A 19,197-nucleotide genomic window follows, 5' to 3' on the forward strand; every position below is an offset into this window, starting at 1 on the left:
CCCGGGTAAAGATTTACTAACATATTGAACTGTATTGATATTTTTTATAGCTAGGTTTTTTCAGTGAAAATAAGGTGAATTCACCGCCAATAGCGGATCTGATTCAAATGAATTCAACTCAGTTAGCGCTGAAAATAGTTGCTTGAGATTGATTTATTATCCAGAACTCAGGTTAACTAAGGAAAGTGTAGAACGATTGCAGCTAAATATGTATTACAGAGCATTACAGGCAAAGGTGTCCCTAATTAGATGTTTGGATCTCGAAAATCATGTAATTAAAGCCAGAGTAGTTGAATATAAAATATAGTAGGTATGAGTTTAGTCGTGTGTGGTCTCGTTATTATTGTATTTATTGCTGTGCGAAAGCACACTTTAGCATCAAGCGTATTGTCATTTTTTATTGTCATTTTTTTAGATGTTACGCTTAATTCAGGTATTATTTGTACATCAAGTTTTTTAAGACATCATCATGACCCAATTAAGTGCCAAACAGAACATTCAAGCGATTGTTAAAGCAATCAAGGCAGAAGAAGTGTTACTTCGTCAAAAACACCCATTACTTGCACATCAAAATACCTTAGGGTTAATTATTTTATTGCTGTCGCTTAGCGCATTAACTGGTGTTGGTGTTTTATATTATTTAGCCATCATACCTGCTTGGGTATGTATAGTACTTGCGGCTATTGCTGCGTCTATTTCCCATGAGTTAGAGCACGACCTTATACATAAACAATACTTTAGTAATCAGCCTTTCATGCATAATTTTATGATGTTAGTAGTATGGTTAATGCGACCAAATACTATTAGCCCATGGTACCGACGTAAAATGCATTTACACCATCACAAAACCTCAGGCACACAACAAGACCTAGAAGAACGCTTGGTGGGAAACGGTATTAAAAATCCATTTTTACGTGCGCTAGTTATTGTAGATGGGTTATTAGGGTTAGTTATTTCTACCAAACGTTTTAGAAAAGAAATTAATGGCTTTAGTTTTTCGAGTGTTTTTAATGCTGGGTTTCCGGTAACAACTGCGTATTTTGCTATTTTATACAGCGTTATTTTATTTCATATTGTTGATTTATTTATACCACTTTCGCTAAATTCACCTAGCTGGGTACTAAGTATAATGAATGTGTTTGAATTTTTAATGGTCGTGCTCATTTTGCCTAATATTATTCGCTCAAGCTCGCTTAATTTTGTTACCTCAAGCATGCATTACTATGGCGGCGTTAATAACATGCTTGAGCAAACTCATGTGCTAACGAGTCGTTTATTTATGCCGTTTCACTTGTTTTGTTTTAACTTTGGTAAAACGCATACCATTCATCATTTTGTGCCAAATCAGCCGTTTTATTTACGTCAAATGTTAAGTGAAAAAATACTTAAAGTAATGGCGCAGCATAACGTGCGCTTTAACGATTTTGATAGCATAAAAAATGCTAACGCATTTAAATAATTACTCCCAACATAAGGGGAGGCTCTACATTGCTATTCTTATTTTATTATCTAAACGCATATAAAAAATAATTTAGATGTACCACGTTACGCTATTAGCTTAACGTGGTATTGCTGTTTTATTTAAAACATCGGATCATGTTTGTAGCACTTGCTCAACTTTGAAAAAATCACTCTCAAAAATTAAAAACCTAACCGAATATACAAATGAACCGGCGAGCAATTTTTTATATTTTAAAAATAATGAATCGATATTGCCGGTCTTATATCTCGATTCAATCTTCATAAGCATTAAGGATTTAAATAATGGAAATTACTGGAAGCTGTTACTGTGGTGAAATTAAATACCAAGCAAAGTCTCAAAATAACAACGCACTTGTTTGCCATTGTAGCGATTGCCAACGTATGTCGAGCGGCCCATTTAGAGCAGTTATAATTGCAGAGCCAAATTCGGTCGTGTTTACCCAAGGGGAGCCAAAAGAGTTTGTTAAAACAGCGCAAAGCGGTAACAAGCGTGCGCAAGGTTTTTGTGGTACATGTGGTACAACACTTTATGCAACTAACGAAGCTAAAGCTGACCGTGTATATGGCTTGCGTATTGGTGCGGTTGATCAGCGTGAGCAGTTTACGCCAACAGCACAAATTTGGGCTAAATCAACATTGAGCTGGTTGAACGGCTTACACGAAGTACCTGCGTTTGATACAACCCCACAAAACTAGTTAGTTGGGGTTATCAGTATTACTTTTTAGTAAGCGGTTTGAAATTTATTTAACCAAATGACTGTCTACTTATAAGTCAGTCATTTGGAGAATAATATGTGTAGTTCACCTAAAAGCAGCCGAGCAGTGAAAAAAACAGCCATTAGTTTTAATGATGAGCTTACTCAAGAGCAGCGCTGGCGTTTTGCTGCAAAAGCTAATTTAGCACAAGAGCGCCGTGAACAGCGCGAAGCAACGAATAAACGCTATGAGCAAAAGCACGCGAGTAGTAAACCTTCGTCTGGTTTATTTTCGTGGTTACAGCAGCTAGTTAGCTGATTTAGCTAAAGTGGTGCTTTTACCACTGCCCAAACCACACAAAGCACACAGTACTCCGGCAATAGCGCACAACCACAATGGCGCACTCCAACTTCCCGTAGTCGTGTGTAATGCACCAGCTAGCATAGGACCAATAGCCGCGAGCAAATAACCTACGCTTTGCGACATACCTGAAAGCGACGCTGCTTGTTGCGAATCGTCAGTTCGTAAACTAATAAACGACAGCCCCAATATAAAACATGCCCCAGAGCAAAAGCCCAGCATTAGGGTCCAAACAAAAGCAAAGCTAGGCATGTAAAGCAGCCCCAAAGCACTGAGTGCACTCAACATGGCTAAAATAAAGCTAAGCGCGCTTTGATCTTTTAATTTGGCAAGTAACGGAATTAATATTAAACCCGGTAATGCAGTCGCTATTTGAAAAGCCCCATGATAAGCACCTGCTTGGGTAGCTGAGTGACCGGTTTCGGTTAATATGCTTGGTAACCACGTAATAATTATATAATTTAAAAACGAGTTTAAGCCCAGCAGTAGGGTAATTTGCCATGCTAGTAAATAGCGCCAAACACTTTTTGACGTGTCGGTGTGTTGAGCAATACTCGCGGGTTTTGTGTGCTTACTTAATTGCGACATCCATACAATAATACTCGCCAGAGTAATAATAGCTGATGAGCCCAGCGCAAGTTGCCATCCTAATCCGTTTAACTGACTAAGTGGAAATACTAAAGTAGAAAACCCACCCGATACCACGCCCATAGTAAGCACGTAGGCTGAGGTCATTAATGCAACCTTTGCAGGAAAGTCGCGCTTAATTAAACTTGGTAATAATACGTTTGCGATGGCAATGCCCACACCAATAATAGCGGTGCCTACAAAAAGCATAGCTGAGGTATTTATTACCCGCGCTGCAACCCCTGCAAGTATAAATAACAAAGCCACAAACAAGGTGCGCTCTAACCCTTGCTTTTTAGCAAGAGTTGCGGCCATTGGCGATACAACCGCAAAGGCAATGAGTGGCAATGTTGTTAAAAAACCAGCTTGCGATGCGCTAAGCCCAAAGTGATTAATAATTTGTTCAAGCACAGGTGCAATGCCTGTAAATGTGGCGCGTAAATTTGCGGCAATAAGTAATATGCCAAGCACAAGTAATATGCCAGCAAAGCGTGATTTAGGTGTGTTATTTAACAAAAGGGAAGACCATTAAAGCTAATACTTAATGGGCGCTAGTATAAAGGCTTAGCAAAAACTATAATTTAGAGATAATGACATTAAATAACTAAAAACAGACAAAACTATGTTTGATGCAATTGGCTGGGACGACATTAAAAATTTTGAAACTATGGCGCAGCCCATAATAGCCAAAATAGAGCATGCCCATGCAAGTCACGAAATACCACTACATACTCATCCAAAAGGGCAATTAATTTTAGCGCTACATGGTTATGTAACGTGTGAAGTGTCGGCCAAAATGTGGATGGTGCCTACGCACAGTGCAATTTGGATCCCAGCACAAAAGGTGCATAGCAATAGAGCGTCTGATAACGCGCAGCTTTGTCATTTATTTATTGATAGTAGTAAAAACGGTATGCCGTTAAATACCTGTACGTTAGCTATTACGCCGCTGGTTAAAGAGCTAATGTGTGAGTTGGCTGGGCATAATCAGCACTATACTTTAAATAGTAAAACAGCGCGTTTAGCGCAGGTGTTATTTGATCAACTTATTGAAATGCCCGTACAACCACTGGATTTTGTATTATCTAAAAACGAGGTAATTCAAACCATGAGCGATCAGCTTATAAATATGCCAAATAACCGAAAAACACTACCACAATGGGCTAAGCAGTTTGCATTAACTGAGCGCACATTAGCGCGGTTAATTAAAAAAGAAACAGGCATGACATTTGGAAAATGGCGTACGCAATTGCATATAATTACAGCCTTAAAAGCGCTTTCTGATAAGCAAAGTGTGCAGCAGGTGTCGGAGTTATTAGGGTATGAGTCGGTGAGTGCTTTTATTACTATGTTTAAAAAGGTAATGAAAAAGTCGCCCATGAAATACATGAGCGACTTAAATCAGCTAAATTAGCTTAGCCCTTAAATAAGCATTACCAAGTGTAAGTTGCCGAAAGCATCGCGTTACGAGGTCTACCCGGGAAGTATCTGTCGCCGGTAAAACTGGTGTAATCGGCGCGCTCCGCATAAGCCTCATCAGTTAAGTTAATAATACGAGCAAGTAGCTCAAGATTATTAGTAACTTGCCACTGAGCGCGCAAGCTTAAAACATCATGCCCTTGGTATTTATTTAAGTTTTCTGGGTCGGTGTAGTAGTTACCAACGCGGTGCCACTGCAAAGCAAATTGCGCGTTGTATAATGCCTGCCATGTTAAATCGAGATTAGCAATATTACGCGGCGCGGTATCTATGTCGTTGCCGTTTATATTTAAACCGTTAAGTATTTGGTTGTTAGTATAAGTATGCTTTGCGTGTGTGCCTGCAAAGTTAAGTGCAAGCGACTTAGTGAGCTGGTAGTCAAGCTCAAGCTCAATACCACGATGGCGAGAGCTGCCATTATTTACCGTAAAAAAGTCACTATCGCGGTAAATCGTATTGTGTTTACTCATAGCGTAAAGTGACACACCATAACGTAGTTTTTCGTAAATCCCTTTAATACCCAGCTCTGCGTTATTGGCTATTTCGGCGCTTAAATTTGCAGTGGTTTGCTCGCGTTGTAATTGGTATAGCTCAGCCGCTTGTGGCGCTCTGTAACCGCGAGAAAAGTTTGCATAAAGCGTGTTATTTATATTGTACTGATAACTAACCCCAAGCTTTGGCGATAGATTACTAAAACTATTTTTAGCACTCGCTGGGCGACTGTATCGGCAGCCACCAAAGCCGCATTCTGTGCCATCGTCTTTTGTTCTACCTGCTAGCATATTATTGGTGTAGTCGTACTGCATATGCTCGTAGCGCACACCTGCGGTAAGTAACCATTTATTTAATTGCCAATCAAGCGATGCAAAAGGGGCATAAAGCGTGGCGTTTACATCGTAATCGTAATGCTTACCTTGGGGTACTGTAGCAACTAAAAATGTAGAGCCTTGAGTGGGCTCGTTTTGGCTTTGAGTAAAGTCGGCTTGCGTGTATTCGCCATCAAGCCCTAGGTTTACTTTTACATTACGTTGTAAATTATATTGATAAAGCGATTGTACGCCAAAACCAGTTTGGCTGTTTTTTTCAAGCGGTGTGCCGGGTAAAAAGTGCTTAAAAAAGTCCATGCTTTGGTCGCGAAAATATAACGTAGTAGAGAGCACATCATTGTTATTTAATTGCCATGTTGCATTGCTCCATGCTCTAAATGCGCGTGCTTTTCTAAATGCGTCAGGGTCAAAGTTTTTTTGCGCGAGGTCTTCGTTTTTATAGCTTTCAAAGCCTGTAATAAATCCAGCCGTTTGCTGATCAAGATTTGTGTAAGTAAGGCCTGAGGTAAGTAATAAATTATTATTTGAATAGCGATGGCGAATATTTACTTTTTGTTGCTCTACGCTTTCGTCGTCGCGGTAACCGCTATCATCGGTAACACTTGCGTTAATGCCGATACCGCTTTTGCCGTAATCTTGTCCTGCACGTAATTTGTAGCGGGTATAGCCGTACGAGCCATAGTCTAAACCAACTAAACCACCGCCTTGTGTGGTGTCGGGCGTTATTACATTAATAACACCATGCACAGCGTTTGAGCCATAAAGTGCAGAGCCAGGGCCTTTTAGCACTTCAATACGCTGCGCCATTTCGCTGTGCGCTTCAAATAACTCGTTTATGTTACAAAACCCAGCGGCTCTCAGTGGTATACCATCTTCTAAGGTTAATATGCCACCACATGCGCCTGCGGCCGAAAGTACCGGAGAGCGCAATGCGGGTAAATATTCTTGGCCATTTCCGCGTTGAATATTAGCACCCGCTACACGTTGTAGGGCTTCTTCAATATGGGTAGGCGCTATGCTATTTAGCTGCGCTTCGCTGAGTGCGCTTATTGATAAAGGGAGTGGGGTAGATAGCGCTTCAATACGTGATGCCGTAGTTGTTATTGTTTCTATTGCATCGTTGTTTTGATTATCGGCAAACGCAGCGTGGCTAAAGGGTAATATCAGCGGCAAAAAATAAGGTTTCATACATTCCTTGAAAGTAATCTATATTGCATTGCCTCTATAATATGCGGTTTTAATATGCATTTAAACTTGTTGCGTTAAAGCGTACGTAACCTATAAACCCGATACGTAATTGATAAAACAAAACAAGCCACAGCAGGAAACACCAAAGCCAGCACTAAGTAATGCTTAAATAAAACGTAGCCGGTTATACCGCCTAGTAAAAAGCCTGCAATAATGAGTAAAAACATAACGCCTTTACGGGTATCAAATTGCTCACCTTTAAGCGCTTTACCTAGCATTAAACCAAGGTCAGTAAAAATACCGGTTAAGTGTGTGGTACGAACTACTGCGCCACTGTAATTAGTTGCTAGCGCATTTTGTAACCCACACGCAGCAGACGTTAAAACAATGCCGTAAACGAATGTGTTTTTGAGTAAATAAGCACTCGCAAGTAGTAGCAATCCTTCAATAAAAAGCAAAGTGTCGTAATGACGACCAAGTTTTAATGAGCCACCAGAGAGCAAAAAGCCCGACAGTGCCGAACCCAACATAAAGCTAACAATTATTGAAAGTAACAATAAGGCAGTACTGGGATTAGTTATTGCTTTAATACCAAGTAAAGTAACAGAGCCAGATACATGCGAAATAGCCTGGTGCTCAAATCCTAATAAGCCTACAGCGTTTACTATGCCCGCTATAAATGCGAGTGTAAACGCGCCATATTCAACCCACTTTGGTAGTTTTGTAAACATTGCTTAGATCTTATAATTTCTATGTAGATAGGTTTATATCATACACCTAAAGATATTTTTTTTAGGAACATAAAATAAAGATAAACGCATTTAGTCATCGTTTTTGTTAAGTCGCTTTGCTTGAAAAGCTTTAATTTGCTGATCGACTTTATGTGTATCAATGACTCCAAATTTAAATGCGATATACACAGGAAGTTGAAATTCATTTAATTCAATAGAGGTGATGTTTTTGAAAGGTTGTGTGTACCAAAGGCCAGCTTGGTAATTTGTAATAGCGTACTGCACTCGCCCTTTTTTAAGGAGCTTAAACGTGTCTTCGCTAGAAAGTGAACGCATTATATTATTTGAATCTATTGCGTACTTTTTGGCAATTTCTACTGGTAAATCAACGCCTCTGAGCATTGATATTGCAGCTTGAGATAAATTATTATTAATAACGTTTTGATCGTTAATCGTAAACAAGCCAAATTTAGTTATATGCAGCGGCACCGTTGTAAAGTCTAAGTATTTAGCACGCTCTGGATTATTGCCTAATGAAAAATAACAGTCAAAGTTATCTTTTTTCATTTCTTTTTGAACACGTGCCCAAGGTAAATGCACTAGTTCAATATTTAATTCTAGGTTGTGCTCAATAAACCTTAAATATTCAATATCTAAACCAGTAAATGTTTCGGTGTTAGTGTCATATATTGTAAAAGGGGGGTAGTGAGTAGTAACACAGCGTATGATTTTATTTTGCGATGCAAATAACGGTGTTGAATATAAAATTATAAAAAAGAAAATTACACGCATTAAGCCAAAACCCAGTTTTTTTTATTAGTGTAGAAGATTATGTTTGATTATCCAGTCTGGTGCGTTTAACTGTACTGATCTAAGTAAATATAAAAAGCGTATTAACACAATTTGAGCAAATCTAAATGTTTAACACAGAGCAACAATCACGAATTATAGAAATGGCGTGGGAAGACAGAACCCCTTACGAGGCAATAGAGCAGTTATACGGATTAAAATACCCGCAATTGGTGGTTTTTATGCGAGACAACGTTTCAAAAGGCAGTTTTAAAGTTTGGCGTAAACGCCATGCTGGTCGCAAAACAAAACACTTAAAATTACGTGACCCTGCTATTATGCGTAGTCACTGTAAAACACAATATAAACAGCGATGAGTTAGCTTAAATTTTAATGGCTGGCAATTTCATTCGTTGTTCATACCCGTTTGTTAAACTCGTAAATTAATCCCAGTTATTAAATTCACTAAGTTAACTTATAAGGATATTAAAATGCTCATTGCGCTGGCTATCATCATCGGTTTTTTTTTACTGGTTACCTTGTTACCTATGTCTTACAGCCAACACTATTTGGTGCGTAGTTGCGACTTTGTGCGCTTACAAGTGTTTTATATTGCCAGTTTAGTCACTGTTACTTCGTTATTTTTATTATGGCAAAGTAGCGCAATAGGCTATGTATTTATAGCCTTAACCTCATTACTTATAATGATTTTACAAGGTAAATGGATTTACCCGTATACGTGGCTTGCTAAAAAAGAAGTGCAAAGCGCACCTAAGCACATCGACCATAGCATACGAATTATGTCGGCAAATGTACTTATGTCGAACCATAAAAGTGAGCAGTTAATTAGCCTTGTTGATGAGCATCAACCCGACCTACTCATTACGCTTGAGAGCGATAGCTGGTGGGAAAATAAATTATCAGTCATTAAAAAAAATTACCCATATTACATAGAATGCTCTAAAGACAATCGTTACGGCATGCACTTATACAGCAAGTTTAAAATACTCGATGCACAAATATGTGAGCTAATAGAAAAAGATATTCCCTCAATTCATATTTTGTTTGAAAACGATGAAGGCCTGCAAATGCAAGGGCACTTTATTCACCCCGCACCACCAAGCCCGACAGAGGAAGACTCATCGCGTCCGCGCGATTCGGAGCTAATAATGGTCGCTAAAGCGCTTAAAAACCCAACACGACCTACCATAGTTGCCGGTGATTTAAATGATGTAGCTTGGTCGCGCAGCACCCGTTTGTTTATGCAAATAAGTGGCTTTTTAGACCCTCGAAAAGGCCGAGGTTTTTATAATACTTTTCATGCAAGTTACTTTTTTATGCGCTGGCCACTCGATCACTTATTTCACAGCCCAGGTTTTAAAGTAAAGCGTATTAAGCGCCTAGCTAAATATGGGTCTGATCACTTTGCGCTACTCACTGAGCTTATCTACGAAAACGCTAATCAGCAATCATTAGAAACTAAATCCGATGAACTTAAGCAAGAAGAAATTCAAGAGCTTGCCATGAGTAAAGCAGATAAGCGAAAAGTGCCAAGATTTGAGGAAGAGTAACGGCTATCAACTTGTAAAAGCATAAGGTCTAAATAATCGCTTGTTAAGAATAATTATTATTTTAATTCAGTGTATTACATTAGTTTACTTTATAATTTGGACTATCATATAGAGTCCCTGGAGATTAGGAAACAATAGTTTTCCTTTCTCATCGACCATTTTCCAGTCTATTCTGCAAGAGCCTGGGTGTTTAGGTGCATGAAATTTGACTGAAATATCTACACTAGCGCTTGGAACTGTTTTATTAATACGGACTTTTTGAACAGATTGACAGAGGCCTATTGAGTTCAGTGTTACTCTTTGTAGGTATCTATCCTCCCAAGTTATATTACCCGAATTTTTAATTCTCCAAGTCTTAACAAAAGTTGTACCTGCTTTTATTGGGGTACCATCCGGTATAGTAACGTCTTTTATAAAGTAGGAACTATCAGCAGGCACCGGTATGGGCTCTAATATTTTTTCAATTACTTTAGAATTGTTGATATAGCTATAAATTGCCGAGATAACAATGATAACGGTTAACAATGAAATGAATATGGATGTTGATAGCCATACAGGTATATATCTACTTTTTTTATTTTCTAGCGAGCTAATAGTTTTATTTTGACAAACTATTAATTTGGCTACTTGATCTTCTGTGATATTTAGTGCGGTTGAAAGGTAAGTTTTTAAATCAGCAGTAAGTGCTCTTTCTCCGTTAATTACCTTATAAAAATGAGGTTGGCTCACTCCTGATTCGGCAATAATCTGTTTCATTAGTATTTTTTTATTATCCGATAATGTTTTGAGTTTATCCTTAATGTTTTCCATGTTGTTGATATTAATTAGTTTGTTTATTTGTATTTATGATAGCCTGTTAATTTGTTATCGGATGTTATTTTTGTGTTTTTTTTGTGATCTTTTTCTGAGATGTTTGTTTTGCTTTTTAGCATTCGACATTAATTCATATAATCAAAAGGAAACAATGATGACTAAAATTAAACTACTAACGATCAGCTCTATTATGGCAATGAGCATATTTGTAAATGACTCGCATGCTGCTGATATTGGAACTGTTATATGCGAAAGCAGTTCATCTACAGCTGAGCTTACTGTAAATATTAGTGGAATTACTTGGAATGACTGGTGGGATCATGAAAGCGTTCAAGCTCATGGTTTTACCCAAGAGGGTCGAATTATTAGTTTTGATCCACAACGGCTCAATCCTAGTAAGCAAAATTACTTTTTTAGTTATAATGGACCATATCAAATAAATAGTATCAAAACGTATGTAACGACTAATATGATTGATATTGAAGTAAGTTGTTCGTAATCAAAATTAGTGAAAGGAATGAGCTATAACTTTTTTATAGCTCATTTTCTACGCCATTTTTTGAATAGTAAAGCGTATAACCCCAAAATGGGTCGAGTGACAAAAATTGAACTTTATTTAATTCCCCAGTTAGGAAATAAGCTTTAACTCGCGTTACTTTAGAATCTTGCTTTACTTCCCATGAAATTGTTGTGTCATTTAATGTGCTGTTTACAGGTTCACCAAATTCATCTGATATATCAGCTTTAGATGTGTGAGTATCAAAGCTACGTAACTTTTCTAAAGTAGACTTTTGAGGTGCTGACATTAAGGTTAACGCATCTTCAGATGCATTTAGATAAAATGCGCCAATAAGCCCTGTCACGAAGACTAGTAATATACTTTTTTTCATATGATCCATTTTTTATTAATTGTTTATGGGTAGTTTTTTTATTTGCTTTTATACGTTCATACTTTTTAGAAACGACTCTTTTATATTTCGTACCGCCTGATTATAGAACCATTATTTGATGGTTATATACATTGTAAGTTTTAGCTATCGCACCAGCATATAAATAATCCCCCCTATGATAACTATTTTCTTGATAGTTTTACCATGCTTATTCCTTTATATACGCTGTTTACTTCCATAAGTTTTTTGCCTTTTGAAAGTATCATCGGATGGTGTGATTTTTAGTTAGTGGCTCATTTTTGTTCTGGCGGAACAAAATATAATTAAAAATAAACTTACAAAAATAGTACAAGCAAAGTATTCATAACAATTAATTGAACAGGGAAATGGTGTTCCCCTAGTTCAGTGGACACACCCTGATTACCTTTATAAAAGGTAGAATCCCATTACTTTCCTGGATATTTAATTTTTAAAAGCGCGATGTAAAATCGCACCTACGAATATATCCAAAACTCGGTACTATCTCTTACTAAAAACTAAGTACTGCCTCCTGAGAATTACTTTTTAAAAGTAATAAAAAAAGCCTAAAAGCGGTTACCCACTTTTAGGCTTAGTAATTTTTGTATTTTAAACACATATTAAAAATCTGTATTTAAACACTTATTTCATTTATGCAGCTAAATTAGCTGGCAATCATAATGCTTTTAACATTTACGAATTCACGCATACCAAAGCCGCCGTGTTCTCGGCCGTAGCCACTGCCTTTAACGCCACCAAATGGTAGATTAGGTTGTGCTAAACCATAACCATTGATATTGATCATGCCGGTGTCGAAGTACTTTTTAGCGAGCTCAATGGCTTTTTTCTCATCTTTTGAGAAAATACCACCGCCTAAGCCATAGCGAGAGTCGTTGGCGATTCGCATTGCGTCGTCGTTGTCTTTGGCTTTAATAAGCGAAGCAACTGGACCAAATAATTCGTCGTCGTAAGCAGGCATACCTGGCGATAAATTATCAAGTAGCGTTGGTGGGTAGTAGTAACCCGTTTGCGATGGTATTTCGCCGCCTGTTACTATATTTGCACCTGCTTTTACTGATTCCATTACTTGGTCGTGAATGCTGTCGCGTAAATCTTCACGTGCCATTGGGCCTAAGTCTGTGTCATCTGCCATTGGGTCGCCCATTTTCATGGCTTCAAACTGCTCTTTTATTTGCGCTTTAAAGTCATCGTAAAGTGACTCAACAACAACATAACGTTTAGCTGAAACACATGTTTCGCCATTGTTGATCATGCGCCCGGTTACACAGGTTTTAACTGCAAGCTCTAAATCGGCGTCATCAAGTACTAAGTAAGCGTCGTTGCTGCCCAGTTCTAACACTGTTTTTTTAGCGTGTTTACCCGCTTCTTCAGCTACTTTTTTACCTGTGGCATCACTACCCGTAAAGGTTACGCCGCTAATTGCCTTGTGAGCAATGAGTGAGCTGGCGGTTTTACCATCGATGAGTAAGTTGTTGAAGCAGTACTCTGGGAAACCGGCTTGCTTAAATAGCGCTTCAATTTTTTCAGCCATGCCAAATACGTTACCAGCATGCTTTAATACGGTTGTGTTACCTGCCATGATGTTAGCGGCGCTGTAACGAATTACCTGATAAAGCGGGAAGTTCCACGGTTGAATACCCAGTAGTACACCCGTTGGTTGGTAGCTAATGATTGCACGGCCGCCATCCATCTCGCGATCTTCATCGGCAAGTACTTGTGGGCCGTTTTCAGCAGTATAACGACAAATGCCTGCGCACAGCTCAACCTCTTGTAAGCCTTGCTTGTACACCTTGCCCATTTCTTCGGTCATAAGTTTTGCAATCGCTTCTTTTTGCTCTTCAAAAAGTGATACTAAGTTATTTAAATATTTCGCGCGTTCAGCGAATGACGTTAAGCGCCATTTTAAATATGTTTCGTGAGATTTTTCTATTTCCTGCTCCGCTTCTTTTTGAGAAAGCAGTGTATAGGTTTCAATGGTTTGCTCAGTTGCGGGATTAATCGTTTTAACTGTGTTACTCATTTATATCTCCTTACTAATTATGTATAGGTAGTAGTGCAAAACGAACACCAACTATTTAAAGATATAAAATTAAGTTTAACCTTTTGTTATTTATATCTTTTTGTTTTTTATTTGTGAGTGTGCTTATTTTTTATTTAGTTAGTTTTCTGATATGTTCTGTAAATAATGCAAGTTGCAGAAAAAATTACATGGAGAATAAAATGATACGGACACTTTTTGATATTTCAGTTGCGCTAATACAAGCGCCTATGGCAGGTGTGCAAGATGCCAACTTAGCTGCGAGTGTTTGTGAGGCTGGTGGGCTTGGCTCATTACCATGTGCGATGCTTTCTAATCAGCAGCTTATCGAACAGCTAGAGTTGCTTAGCCGCTCAACCAGTAAACCTTATAATCTTAACTTTTTTTGCCATTCAACCTTGCAATATACCAAGCTGCAAAAACAACAATGGCATTCATTATTAGCCCCTTATTTTAATGAATACGCGATTGCTGAAAGTAGTTTAACGGACGAAGCTTCTCGACAGCCAATAAATCAAAGTGTTATCGATATTATTGCGCCTTATAAACCTGCCGTGGTGAGTTTTCATTTTGGTTTACCTGCGCCTTCTTTGCTTGGACAAATTAAAAGCTGGGGAACAAAAGTCATTTCTACCGCAACAACTGTTGAGGAGGCTAAATGGCTTGCTGATAATGGTGCAGATGCTGTTATTGCCCAGGGCTTAGAAGCGGGCGGACACCGTGGTCATTTTTTATCTATGGATTTAAGTTTGCATAAAAGTACGGCTGAACTAGTGCAAGAATGCGTTGCGCACGTATCAGTTCCTATAATTGCTGCTGGTGGAATTGCAACTGAGGATGATGTAGCACATATGCAAACATTAGGCGCATCAGGGGTACAAGTTGGCAGTGCGTATTTACTCTGTAATGAGGCAACTACGTCAAAGCTTCATCGTGATGCTATTTTAGCTCAACAAAAAGATAGTACCGCGCTTACTACGTTGTTTTCAGGTCGTGCTGCGAGAGGCGTTTGTAATCGCGTTATGCAAGAGCTTGGTGCAATACCTGCACATGTGCCACCATTTCCTTACGCAAGTATTGCAATAACGGCTTTAAGAAGTAGGGTTGAATTGCTAGGTGGTAGTGGCTTTTCACCTTTGTGGTGTGGTCAAAAATACATTCCAAGAGAGAACATTAGCGCAGCTCAGATTACACAAATATTAATGCAAAAATGGTCTGTATAAATGCGTAGCTGTAAATAGTTGAACGCATGTTAGCTACGCAGGTAAAAGGGCGTATAAGTAATTAAGCGTGAGTCGTAATTAAAAAAGTTGTTTAGCAATCTTTTTGAGTAAATAGGTTTCACGAAGGATCGATAACCCTTGCTTTTCACTATTTGCTAACGTGCGTTCGTTGTGTGCGATTGCATCGCTAATATTAACCCATTTAGCGGTCATTCCATTTTGCTGTTCGTAATGCTCTAGTTGTGTTTTACCCAGCTCGTCGGCAATATTACAGACGTAGCAATACGATTTGATATGGATAATATCAAAGTCCTCTTTATACCAAGGGCGATACTCTTCATAGAGTCCAAAAGCTTTAACTACACTTATTTGTTGTGCACCGGTTTCCTCGCTTAGCTCACGTATTAAGCCTTGTTCAATACTTTCGCCGTCATCTACTCCACCGCCTGGCAGGCTGTAGTCTTCATAACGATTTGTATACATTAAAAGTATTTTATTATTTTTAGTAACAATGGCACGGGCTGTTAAGCGGGTAAAAATAGTGCCTTCATTAATATTAATACCAGAGTGAATCAAGGTTTTTAATTGCTGCATTTCGTCTCCTTTTTAAGTTTGTAATGATAACAGTTGCTACCATTGTATAAATAGAAACGATTTTAATTATTTTTTAGGGTGTGTTCCTTTTTCGAGATTAAAAAAATTCAATCTTGAAATATTACCACGCCTAGTGATCGATTTTTTTAAGCATACGTAAATATTAAGTTGGTAATATAAACGCAGTGAATCACTTAAGTTAATTCGGGTTATTAGATTCTAGGCGTGACTTTAAATTTGTATTTAAGGTGCGTAGAATAATAAAAAAGCATAGGGATTTATCATGTTAAACATACTTTTAGTTGATGATGACGTTGAGTTTAGTGACGTTGTTTGCCACATAGTCGAATTCCTCGGCCATAATATAAACACCGCAACCAGTTTAAAAGAAGCACACCAATGGTTTGAAAATAATACTTTTGACCATGTGCTGCTTGATTTTATGTTACCTGACGGCAGCGGTTTACACCTACTTGATCATTTGAAAATGATTGGTCAATCTCCAAAAATTACACTTATATCGGGCCATCCTTCAGTTAAGGGGATTTTAGCTGAAATGTGTGAGCCTAATGTTGGGCATTTATTAAAACCATTACAGCGAGAAGACTTAGAGCTGGTTTTAAATGGGCCTAAAAAAACAGCTAAAAAAGTAAAACCCAGTGGTATTACGCGCCACTTTGGTAGCTTAATCGGTGAATCAGAGCCAATGCAAAAACTCTACACTATGATTGAACGTGTTGCTAAAACAAATGCTAACGTGATGCTAATGGGAGAAAGTGGCGCAGGTAAAGAAGTGGTTGCTCAGGCTATCCATAACGCTAGCCAGTGCGAAGGTCCATTAGTTGCAAGTAACTGTGGTGCGCTTTCAAAAGAGTTAATTGGTAGTGAATTATTTGGCCATGAAAAAGGCGCATTTACCGGTGCTATAGCGCGCAAGGAAGGTGTGTTTGAACAATCTAACGACGGTACTTTATTTTTAGATGAAGTAACTGAAATGCCGATTGATATGCAGCCAAATTTATTGCGTGTACTTGAAACTAAAAAAGTAACGCGTGTTGGTGGAAATAAAGAGATACCCACCAATTGCCGAGTTATTTCGGCGACGAATCGCTCGCTTATAGATTTAGCGCAAAATAATGTAATTCGTGAAGATATTTATTTTAGGCTGGCTGTTTTTCCTATCGATATACCGCCACTTCGCGATCGTAAAGAAGATATTCCCCTTTTAGCTAAAGCTTTTTTAGAGCAACTAAATGATGAAAATGGCACTTCATTTAGTTGGAAGAGTGAACAGTTAAAAGAGCTGCAAAATTATGAATGGCCGGGTAACGTTCGTGAAATTCGCCATGCGATACATCGTGCATTTATTATGAGCGATCCGCAATCAAGTGAAATTACTCTGCCTGATAATTTAGAGTCACCTTTTTCTCGGGTTAATAATAAAACCGCTGAAAAGCAGGTATCGGCAGGGCAAACAATCGAAGAAGTCGAAAAAGAACTTATTCATGCCACGCTTGATAAAGTACAAGGTAATAAAACGCTTGCAGCCCAAATGCTGGGTATTAGTACAAAAACACTTTATAACCGCCTTAATGCGTACGGTGGGATTGGTGAATACAAGTAATTTAAGTTCAGGTTAAATAAAAGGAAATAGAGTGTCTGAAGAAAATAACGAAGCCATAATGCTTAATAAATTAGTTCATGATGCAAGAGCCCCGTTAAATAGAATCTCAATGAATGCGGAGCTAATTAAATTAGTGTTGGAAAACGATATGCCCAAACAAAAGGCACTCGAGGCCCTAGATAAAATAATTTTAAACTGTCAGCAGTGCAGTGAGAGTTTACAAAATATTACAGAGCATAATAACGGTTAGTAAATTCAACTAAGGCAATTATACATCTATGAGCAAGCAAAAACAGCAAGGTAAAGCGAATGTTACATGGGCCGCTTTTATAGTCGTAGTACTAAGTATTATTGTGGGTAATGCTTTTTTGGCGTTAAATACTATTCAGGGGTTAACGCAAACCCAAAAGAGTTTAGACAACACCAGCATGCTAACGACGGCAATTGAGCAACTGCATTTGTCAATAGTGCAAGCTGAATCTGGGCAGCGTGGCTATTTATTAACAGAAGAAGATGATTATTTAACACCGTATTATGATGCTATTGGGCAGTTAGAAGCACAAACTAATCATGTAAAGTCACTTCGTTCTGAAATTGATGGTCAAGCTGAGCGAATTGCTGAGTTGTTACTGCTTGTTGAGCGTAAAATACGTGAATTAAAGAAAACAGTTAATCTTGCATTAGATGATAAAGAACGACGTGCGTTAAATATAGTTAACACACATAGCGGTAGAGACCTATATAAGCAAATTCGTGAACATATTAATGAAATTCAAGACCGTGAATTACTCTTTAAGGTGAGTCACTTTTCGAAATTAGCAAAAATAAAAAATGAGGCAAAAATTACCTTTGCCATTACAGCCATAACAAGTGCTTTGCTTATTATTGGTATGTTTATTATGACCAGACTTAATTTAAGAAACGCGGCGCAATATAGGCTAGAACTTGAAAATCAAAATGAAACATTAGCAGGTAAAGTGTCTGAGCGTACGCAAGAGTTAACCCTGTATTCTGATGAGTTAAGCCGAAGTAACCGGGAACTTGAAGAGTTTGCTTTTGTGGCAAGTCATGATTTACAAGAGCCGCTTCGAAAAATTCAAGCCTTTAGCGACCGCCTCGAAACCATGTTTAAAGATGAACTGGGTGAAAAAGGGATGGATTATATTGGCCGTATGAAAAATGCGGCGCAACGCATGTCTAACTTAATTAACGATCTATTAGAGTTTTCACGCATTACAACGCGCGGTAAAGACTTCGCTGATACAAATTTAAACGAAGTGGTAAGCGATATATTAAGTGATTTAGAAATTGCGATAAAAGAGTCTAATGCACGAGTAGATGTAGAAGACTTGCCGGTTATTCAGGCTGATAAAAGCCAAATGCAGCAACTATTTTTAAATCTATTGTCGAATGCGGTTAAATTTAGGCATCCGGATGTAAGCCCACACATAAAGATTAGTTATGTGCATGAGGATATTTTTAGTGCTGATCATAATACGCATTTAAGTTTCCAAGTTATTACTATAAAAGATAATGGCATTGGTTTTTCACAAGACTATGCCGACAAGATATTTGTTCCATTTCAGCGTTTACATGGTCGTTCACAATACAAAGGGACAGGTATTGGTCTTTCTGTATGTCGGCGTATTGTAGAGCGTCACGGTGGAACAATTACAGCCCAAAGTAAAGACGGTGAAGGTGCTACCTTCGTTATAAAACTACCTGTGGAAGCTGCGCTTTTCACATTGCAAGGAGAGGCTTAAATGCCCTATTCAAAAGTAAAACCGATTACTATTTTAATGGCTGATGATGATGAAGATGATCGTTTGCTAACACAAGATGCCCTTGCTGAAAGTCGTGTACTTAACGAGCTTCACTTTGTTGAAGATGGTGTTGAGCTACTTGAATATTTAGAGCGCAGAGGTAAATTTGAAGATAAAGCTGTGTCGCCACGACCAGGACTTATATTGCTTGATTTAAATATGCCAAGAATGGATGGACGTGAGGCACTTGAGGCCATTAAATCAAATCCCAACTTGAAAGGTATTCCGGTTGTTATTTTAACTACGTCTAAACAAGAAGAGGACATGGTTAAAGGTTACAACTTAGGCGCTGCATCGTATATAACCAAACCCGTGACGTTTGATGGCTTGGTTGAGCTAATGAAAACGCTAGGAAAGTATTGGGTAGAGTTTGTAGAGCTGCCGACAACTTTTAACGATTAAA

20 protein-coding genes are annotated in these 19,197 nt (G+C 38.3%); 12 read left to right on the forward strand and 8 right to left on the reverse strand.

The genetic code is table 11. From position 1 onward, the window contains the following. The first annotated feature begins 469 nt into the window (after nucleotides 1-469). The 3 genes from LOS73_RS03935 to LOS73_RS03945 all read left to right on the forward strand — a co-directional run bounded on the left by LOS73_RS03935 (nucleotide 470) and on the right by LOS73_RS03945 (nucleotide 2,496). Nucleotides 470-1,459, forward strand: coding sequence for a fatty acid desaturase (locus tag LOS73_RS03935; RefSeq protein ID WP_033031422.1), 990 nt, complete (start codon nucleotides 470-472; stop codon nucleotides 1,457-1,459). A gap of 305 nt (nucleotides 1,460-1,764) precedes the next feature. Continuing rightward, entirely contained in the window at nucleotides 1,765-2,178 is a 414-nt protein-coding gene (locus tag LOS73_RS03940) for a GFA family protein (protein ID WP_033038028.1), read from the forward strand. Between the two features lie 96 nt (nucleotides 2,179-2,274). Beyond that, nucleotides 2,275-2,496, forward strand: coding sequence for a hypothetical protein (locus tag LOS73_RS03945; RefSeq protein WP_033038026.1), 222 nt, complete (start codon nucleotides 2,275-2,277; stop codon nucleotides 2,494-2,496). On the opposite strand, the gene LOS73_RS03950 is transcribed toward LOS73_RS03945, so the two are convergent. Further along, on the reverse strand, nucleotides 2,485-3,681 hold the full coding sequence (locus tag LOS73_RS03950) for an MFS transporter (RefSeq protein ID WP_033038024.1): 1,197 nt from the start codon (nucleotides 3,679-3,681) through the stop codon (nucleotides 2,485-2,487). The genes LOS73_RS03945 and LOS73_RS03950 overlap by 12 nt on opposite strands. Nucleotides 3,682-3,787: 106 nt before the next feature. Between LOS73_RS03950 and LOS73_RS03955 the strand changes: the two genes are divergently transcribed. Then, on the forward strand, nucleotides 3,788-4,579 hold the full coding sequence (locus LOS73_RS03955; protein WP_007581507.1) for an AraC family transcriptional regulator: 792 nt from the start codon (nucleotides 3,788-3,790) through the stop codon (nucleotides 4,577-4,579). Nucleotides 4,580-4,598: 19 nt separating this feature from the next. Here the strand turns inward: LOS73_RS03955 and LOS73_RS03960 are convergent, their stop codons facing one another. The 3 genes from LOS73_RS03960 to LOS73_RS03970 form a co-directional block, all read right to left on the reverse strand. Beyond that, on the reverse strand, nucleotides 4,599-6,659 hold the full coding sequence (locus LOS73_RS03960; RefSeq protein ID WP_457934515.1) for a TonB-dependent receptor: 2,061 nt from the start codon (nucleotides 6,657-6,659) through the stop codon (nucleotides 4,599-4,601). Between the two features lie 74 nt (nucleotides 6,660-6,733). Continuing rightward, entirely contained in the window at nucleotides 6,734-7,390 is a 657-nt protein-coding gene (locus tag LOS73_RS03965) for a YoaK family protein (protein ID WP_007377050.1), read from the reverse strand. A 90-nt stretch (nucleotides 7,391-7,480) separates the two neighbouring features. Then, a complete protein-coding gene (locus tag LOS73_RS03970; protein ID WP_007377049.1) occupies nucleotides 7,481-8,182 on the reverse strand; it encodes a substrate-binding periplasmic protein in 702 nt (233 codons plus the stop codon). A 125-nt stretch (nucleotides 8,183-8,307) separates the two neighbouring features. On the opposite strand from LOS73_RS03970, the gene LOS73_RS03975 reads away from it, so the two are divergent. Then, entirely contained in the window at nucleotides 8,308-8,556 is a 249-nt protein-coding gene (locus LOS73_RS03975; protein ID WP_008137566.1) for a TIGR03643 family protein, read from the forward strand. Between the two features lie 114 nt (nucleotides 8,557-8,670). Beyond that, nucleotides 8,671-9,750 (forward strand): endonuclease/exonuclease/phosphatase family protein, encoded by a 1,080-nt coding sequence (locus LOS73_RS03980; protein WP_007377047.1) that lies wholly within the window; start codon nucleotides 8,671-8,673, stop codon nucleotides 9,748-9,750. A gap of 84 nt (nucleotides 9,751-9,834) precedes the next feature. Here the strand turns inward: LOS73_RS03980 and LOS73_RS03985 are convergent, their stop codons facing one another. Then, on the reverse strand, nucleotides 9,835-10,560 hold the full coding sequence (locus LOS73_RS03985) for an NBR1-Ig-like domain-containing protein (protein ID WP_239462866.1): 726 nt from the start codon (nucleotides 10,558-10,560) through the stop codon (nucleotides 9,835-9,837). 154 nt (nucleotides 10,561-10,714) lie between these two features. Here LOS73_RS03985 and LOS73_RS03990 point away from each other — a divergent pair, with 154 nt between their 5' ends. Then, a complete protein-coding gene (locus LOS73_RS03990; protein ID WP_139016133.1) occupies nucleotides 10,715-11,062 on the forward strand; it encodes a hypothetical protein in 348 nt (115 codons plus the stop codon). Nucleotides 11,063-11,096: 34 nt separating this feature from the next. Here LOS73_RS03990 and LOS73_RS03995 read toward each other — a convergent pair whose 3' ends face one another. Together LOS73_RS03995 and LOS73_RS04000 are read right to left on the reverse strand one after the other, a co-directional pair. Further along, nucleotides 11,097-11,453 carry a hypothetical protein gene (locus tag LOS73_RS03995; protein WP_149607000.1) on the reverse strand — a complete coding sequence of 119 codons (357 nt, stop codon included), beginning with the start codon at nucleotides 11,451-11,453 and terminating at the stop codon, nucleotides 11,097-11,099. A 682-nt stretch (nucleotides 11,454-12,135) separates the two neighbouring features. Further along, complete coding sequence (locus tag LOS73_RS04000; protein ID WP_457934516.1) at nucleotides 12,136-13,512, reverse strand: NAD-dependent succinate-semialdehyde dehydrogenase; 1,377 nt, start codon at nucleotides 13,510-13,512, stop codon at nucleotides 12,136-12,138. 200 nt (nucleotides 13,513-13,712) lie between these two features. On the opposite strand from LOS73_RS04000, the gene LOS73_RS04005 reads away from it, so the two are divergent. Then, entirely contained in the window at nucleotides 13,713-14,753 is a 1,041-nt protein-coding gene (locus LOS73_RS04005; RefSeq protein WP_033031435.1) for an NAD(P)H-dependent flavin oxidoreductase, read from the forward strand. A gap of 78 nt (nucleotides 14,754-14,831) precedes the next feature. Here the strand turns inward: LOS73_RS04005 and LOS73_RS04010 are convergent, their stop codons facing one another. After that, a complete protein-coding gene (locus LOS73_RS04010) occupies nucleotides 14,832-15,347 on the reverse strand; it encodes an NUDIX hydrolase (protein WP_008137549.1) in 516 nt (171 codons plus the stop codon). Nucleotides 15,348-15,630: 283 nt separating this feature from the next. Between LOS73_RS04010 and LOS73_RS04015 the strand changes: the two genes are divergently transcribed. The 4 genes from LOS73_RS04015 to LOS73_RS04030 are packed head-to-tail and all read left to right on the forward strand — an operon-like array spanning nucleotide 15,631 to nucleotide 19,196. Further along, entirely contained in the window at nucleotides 15,631-16,971 is a 1,341-nt protein-coding gene (locus LOS73_RS04015; RefSeq protein WP_007377040.1) for a sigma-54-dependent transcriptional regulator, read from the forward strand. 58 nt (nucleotides 16,972-17,029) lie between these two features. Next, entirely contained in the window at nucleotides 17,030-17,221 is a 192-nt protein-coding gene (locus LOS73_RS04020) for a histidine kinase (RefSeq protein ID WP_033016122.1), read from the forward strand. A gap of 28 nt (nucleotides 17,222-17,249) precedes the next feature. Continuing rightward, complete coding sequence (locus LOS73_RS04025) at nucleotides 17,250-18,734, forward strand: sensor histidine kinase (protein WP_008137547.1); 1,485 nt, start codon at nucleotides 17,250-17,252, stop codon at nucleotides 18,732-18,734. Next, complete coding sequence (locus LOS73_RS04030; RefSeq protein ID WP_007377037.1) at nucleotides 18,735-19,196, forward strand: response regulator; 462 nt, start codon at nucleotides 18,735-18,737, stop codon at nucleotides 19,194-19,196. The last annotated feature ends 1 nt before the right edge of the window (nucleotide 19,197 follow it).

It is taken from the genome of Pseudoalteromonas sp. SCSIO 43210 (assembly GCF_054133285.1).

What these genes read in the sequence shown, in the direction of transcription:
- LOS73_RS03990 (WP_139016133.1), top strand. Translation starts at nt 10,715, where the DNA reads ATGATGACTAAAATTAAACTACTAACGATCAGCTCTATTATGGCAATG.
- LOS73_RS04015 (WP_007377040.1), top strand. Translation starts at nt 15,631, where the DNA reads ATGTTAAACATACTTTTAGTTGATGATGACGTTGAGTTTAGTGACGTT.
- LOS73_RS04025 (WP_008137547.1), top strand. Translation starts at nt 17,250, where the DNA reads ATGAGCAAGCAAAAACAGCAAGGTAAAGCGAATGTTACATGGGCCGCT.
- LOS73_RS03965 (WP_007377050.1), bottom strand. Translation starts at nt 7,390, where the DNA reads ATGTTTACAAAACTACCAAAGTGGGTTGAATATGGCGCGTTTACACTC.
- LOS73_RS03970 (WP_007377049.1), bottom strand. Translation starts at nt 8,182, where the DNA reads ATGCGTGTAATTTTCTTTTTTATAATTTTATATTCAACACCGTTATTT.
- LOS73_RS03980 (WP_007377047.1), top strand. Translation starts at nt 8,671, where the DNA reads ATGCTCATTGCGCTGGCTATCATCATCGGTTTTTTTTTACTGGTTACC.
- LOS73_RS04000 (WP_457934516.1), bottom strand. Translation starts at nt 13,512, where the DNA reads ATGAGTAACACAGTTAAAACGATTAATCCCGCAACTGAGCAAACCATT.
- LOS73_RS04020 (WP_033016122.1), top strand. Translation starts at nt 17,030, where the DNA reads ATGCTTAATAAATTAGTTCATGATGCAAGAGCCCCGTTAAATAGAATC.
- LOS73_RS03960 (WP_457934515.1), bottom strand. Translation starts at nt 6,659, where the DNA reads ATGAAACCTTATTTTTTGCCGCTGATATTACCCTTTAGCCACGCTGCG.
- LOS73_RS04010 (WP_008137549.1), bottom strand. Translation starts at nt 15,347, where the DNA reads ATGCAGCAATTAAAAACCTTGATTCACTCTGGTATTAATATTAATGAA.
- LOS73_RS03945 (WP_033038026.1), top strand. Translation starts at nt 2,275, where the DNA reads ATGTGTAGTTCACCTAAAAGCAGCCGAGCAGTGAAAAAAACAGCCATT.
- LOS73_RS03940 (WP_033038028.1), top strand. Translation starts at nt 1,765, where the DNA reads ATGGAAATTACTGGAAGCTGTTACTGTGGTGAAATTAAATACCAAGCA.
- LOS73_RS03995 (WP_149607000.1), bottom strand. Translation starts at nt 11,453, where the DNA reads ATGAAAAAAAGTATATTACTAGTCTTCGTGACAGGGCTTATTGGCGCA.
- LOS73_RS04030 (WP_007377037.1), top strand. Translation starts at nt 18,735, where the DNA reads ATGCCCTATTCAAAAGTAAAACCGATTACTATTTTAATGGCTGATGAT.
- LOS73_RS03955 (WP_007581507.1), top strand. Translation starts at nt 3,788, where the DNA reads ATGTTTGATGCAATTGGCTGGGACGACATTAAAAATTTTGAAACTATG.
- LOS73_RS03985 (WP_239462866.1), bottom strand. Translation starts at nt 10,560, where the DNA reads ATGGAAAACATTAAGGATAAACTCAAAACATTATCGGATAATAAAAAA.
- LOS73_RS03975 (WP_008137566.1), top strand. Translation starts at nt 8,308, where the DNA reads ATGTTTAACACAGAGCAACAATCACGAATTATAGAAATGGCGTGGGAA.
- LOS73_RS03935 (WP_033031422.1), top strand. Translation starts at nt 470, where the DNA reads ATGACCCAATTAAGTGCCAAACAGAACATTCAAGCGATTGTTAAAGCA.
- LOS73_RS04005 (WP_033031435.1), top strand. Translation starts at nt 13,713, where the DNA reads ATGATACGGACACTTTTTGATATTTCAGTTGCGCTAATACAAGCGCCT.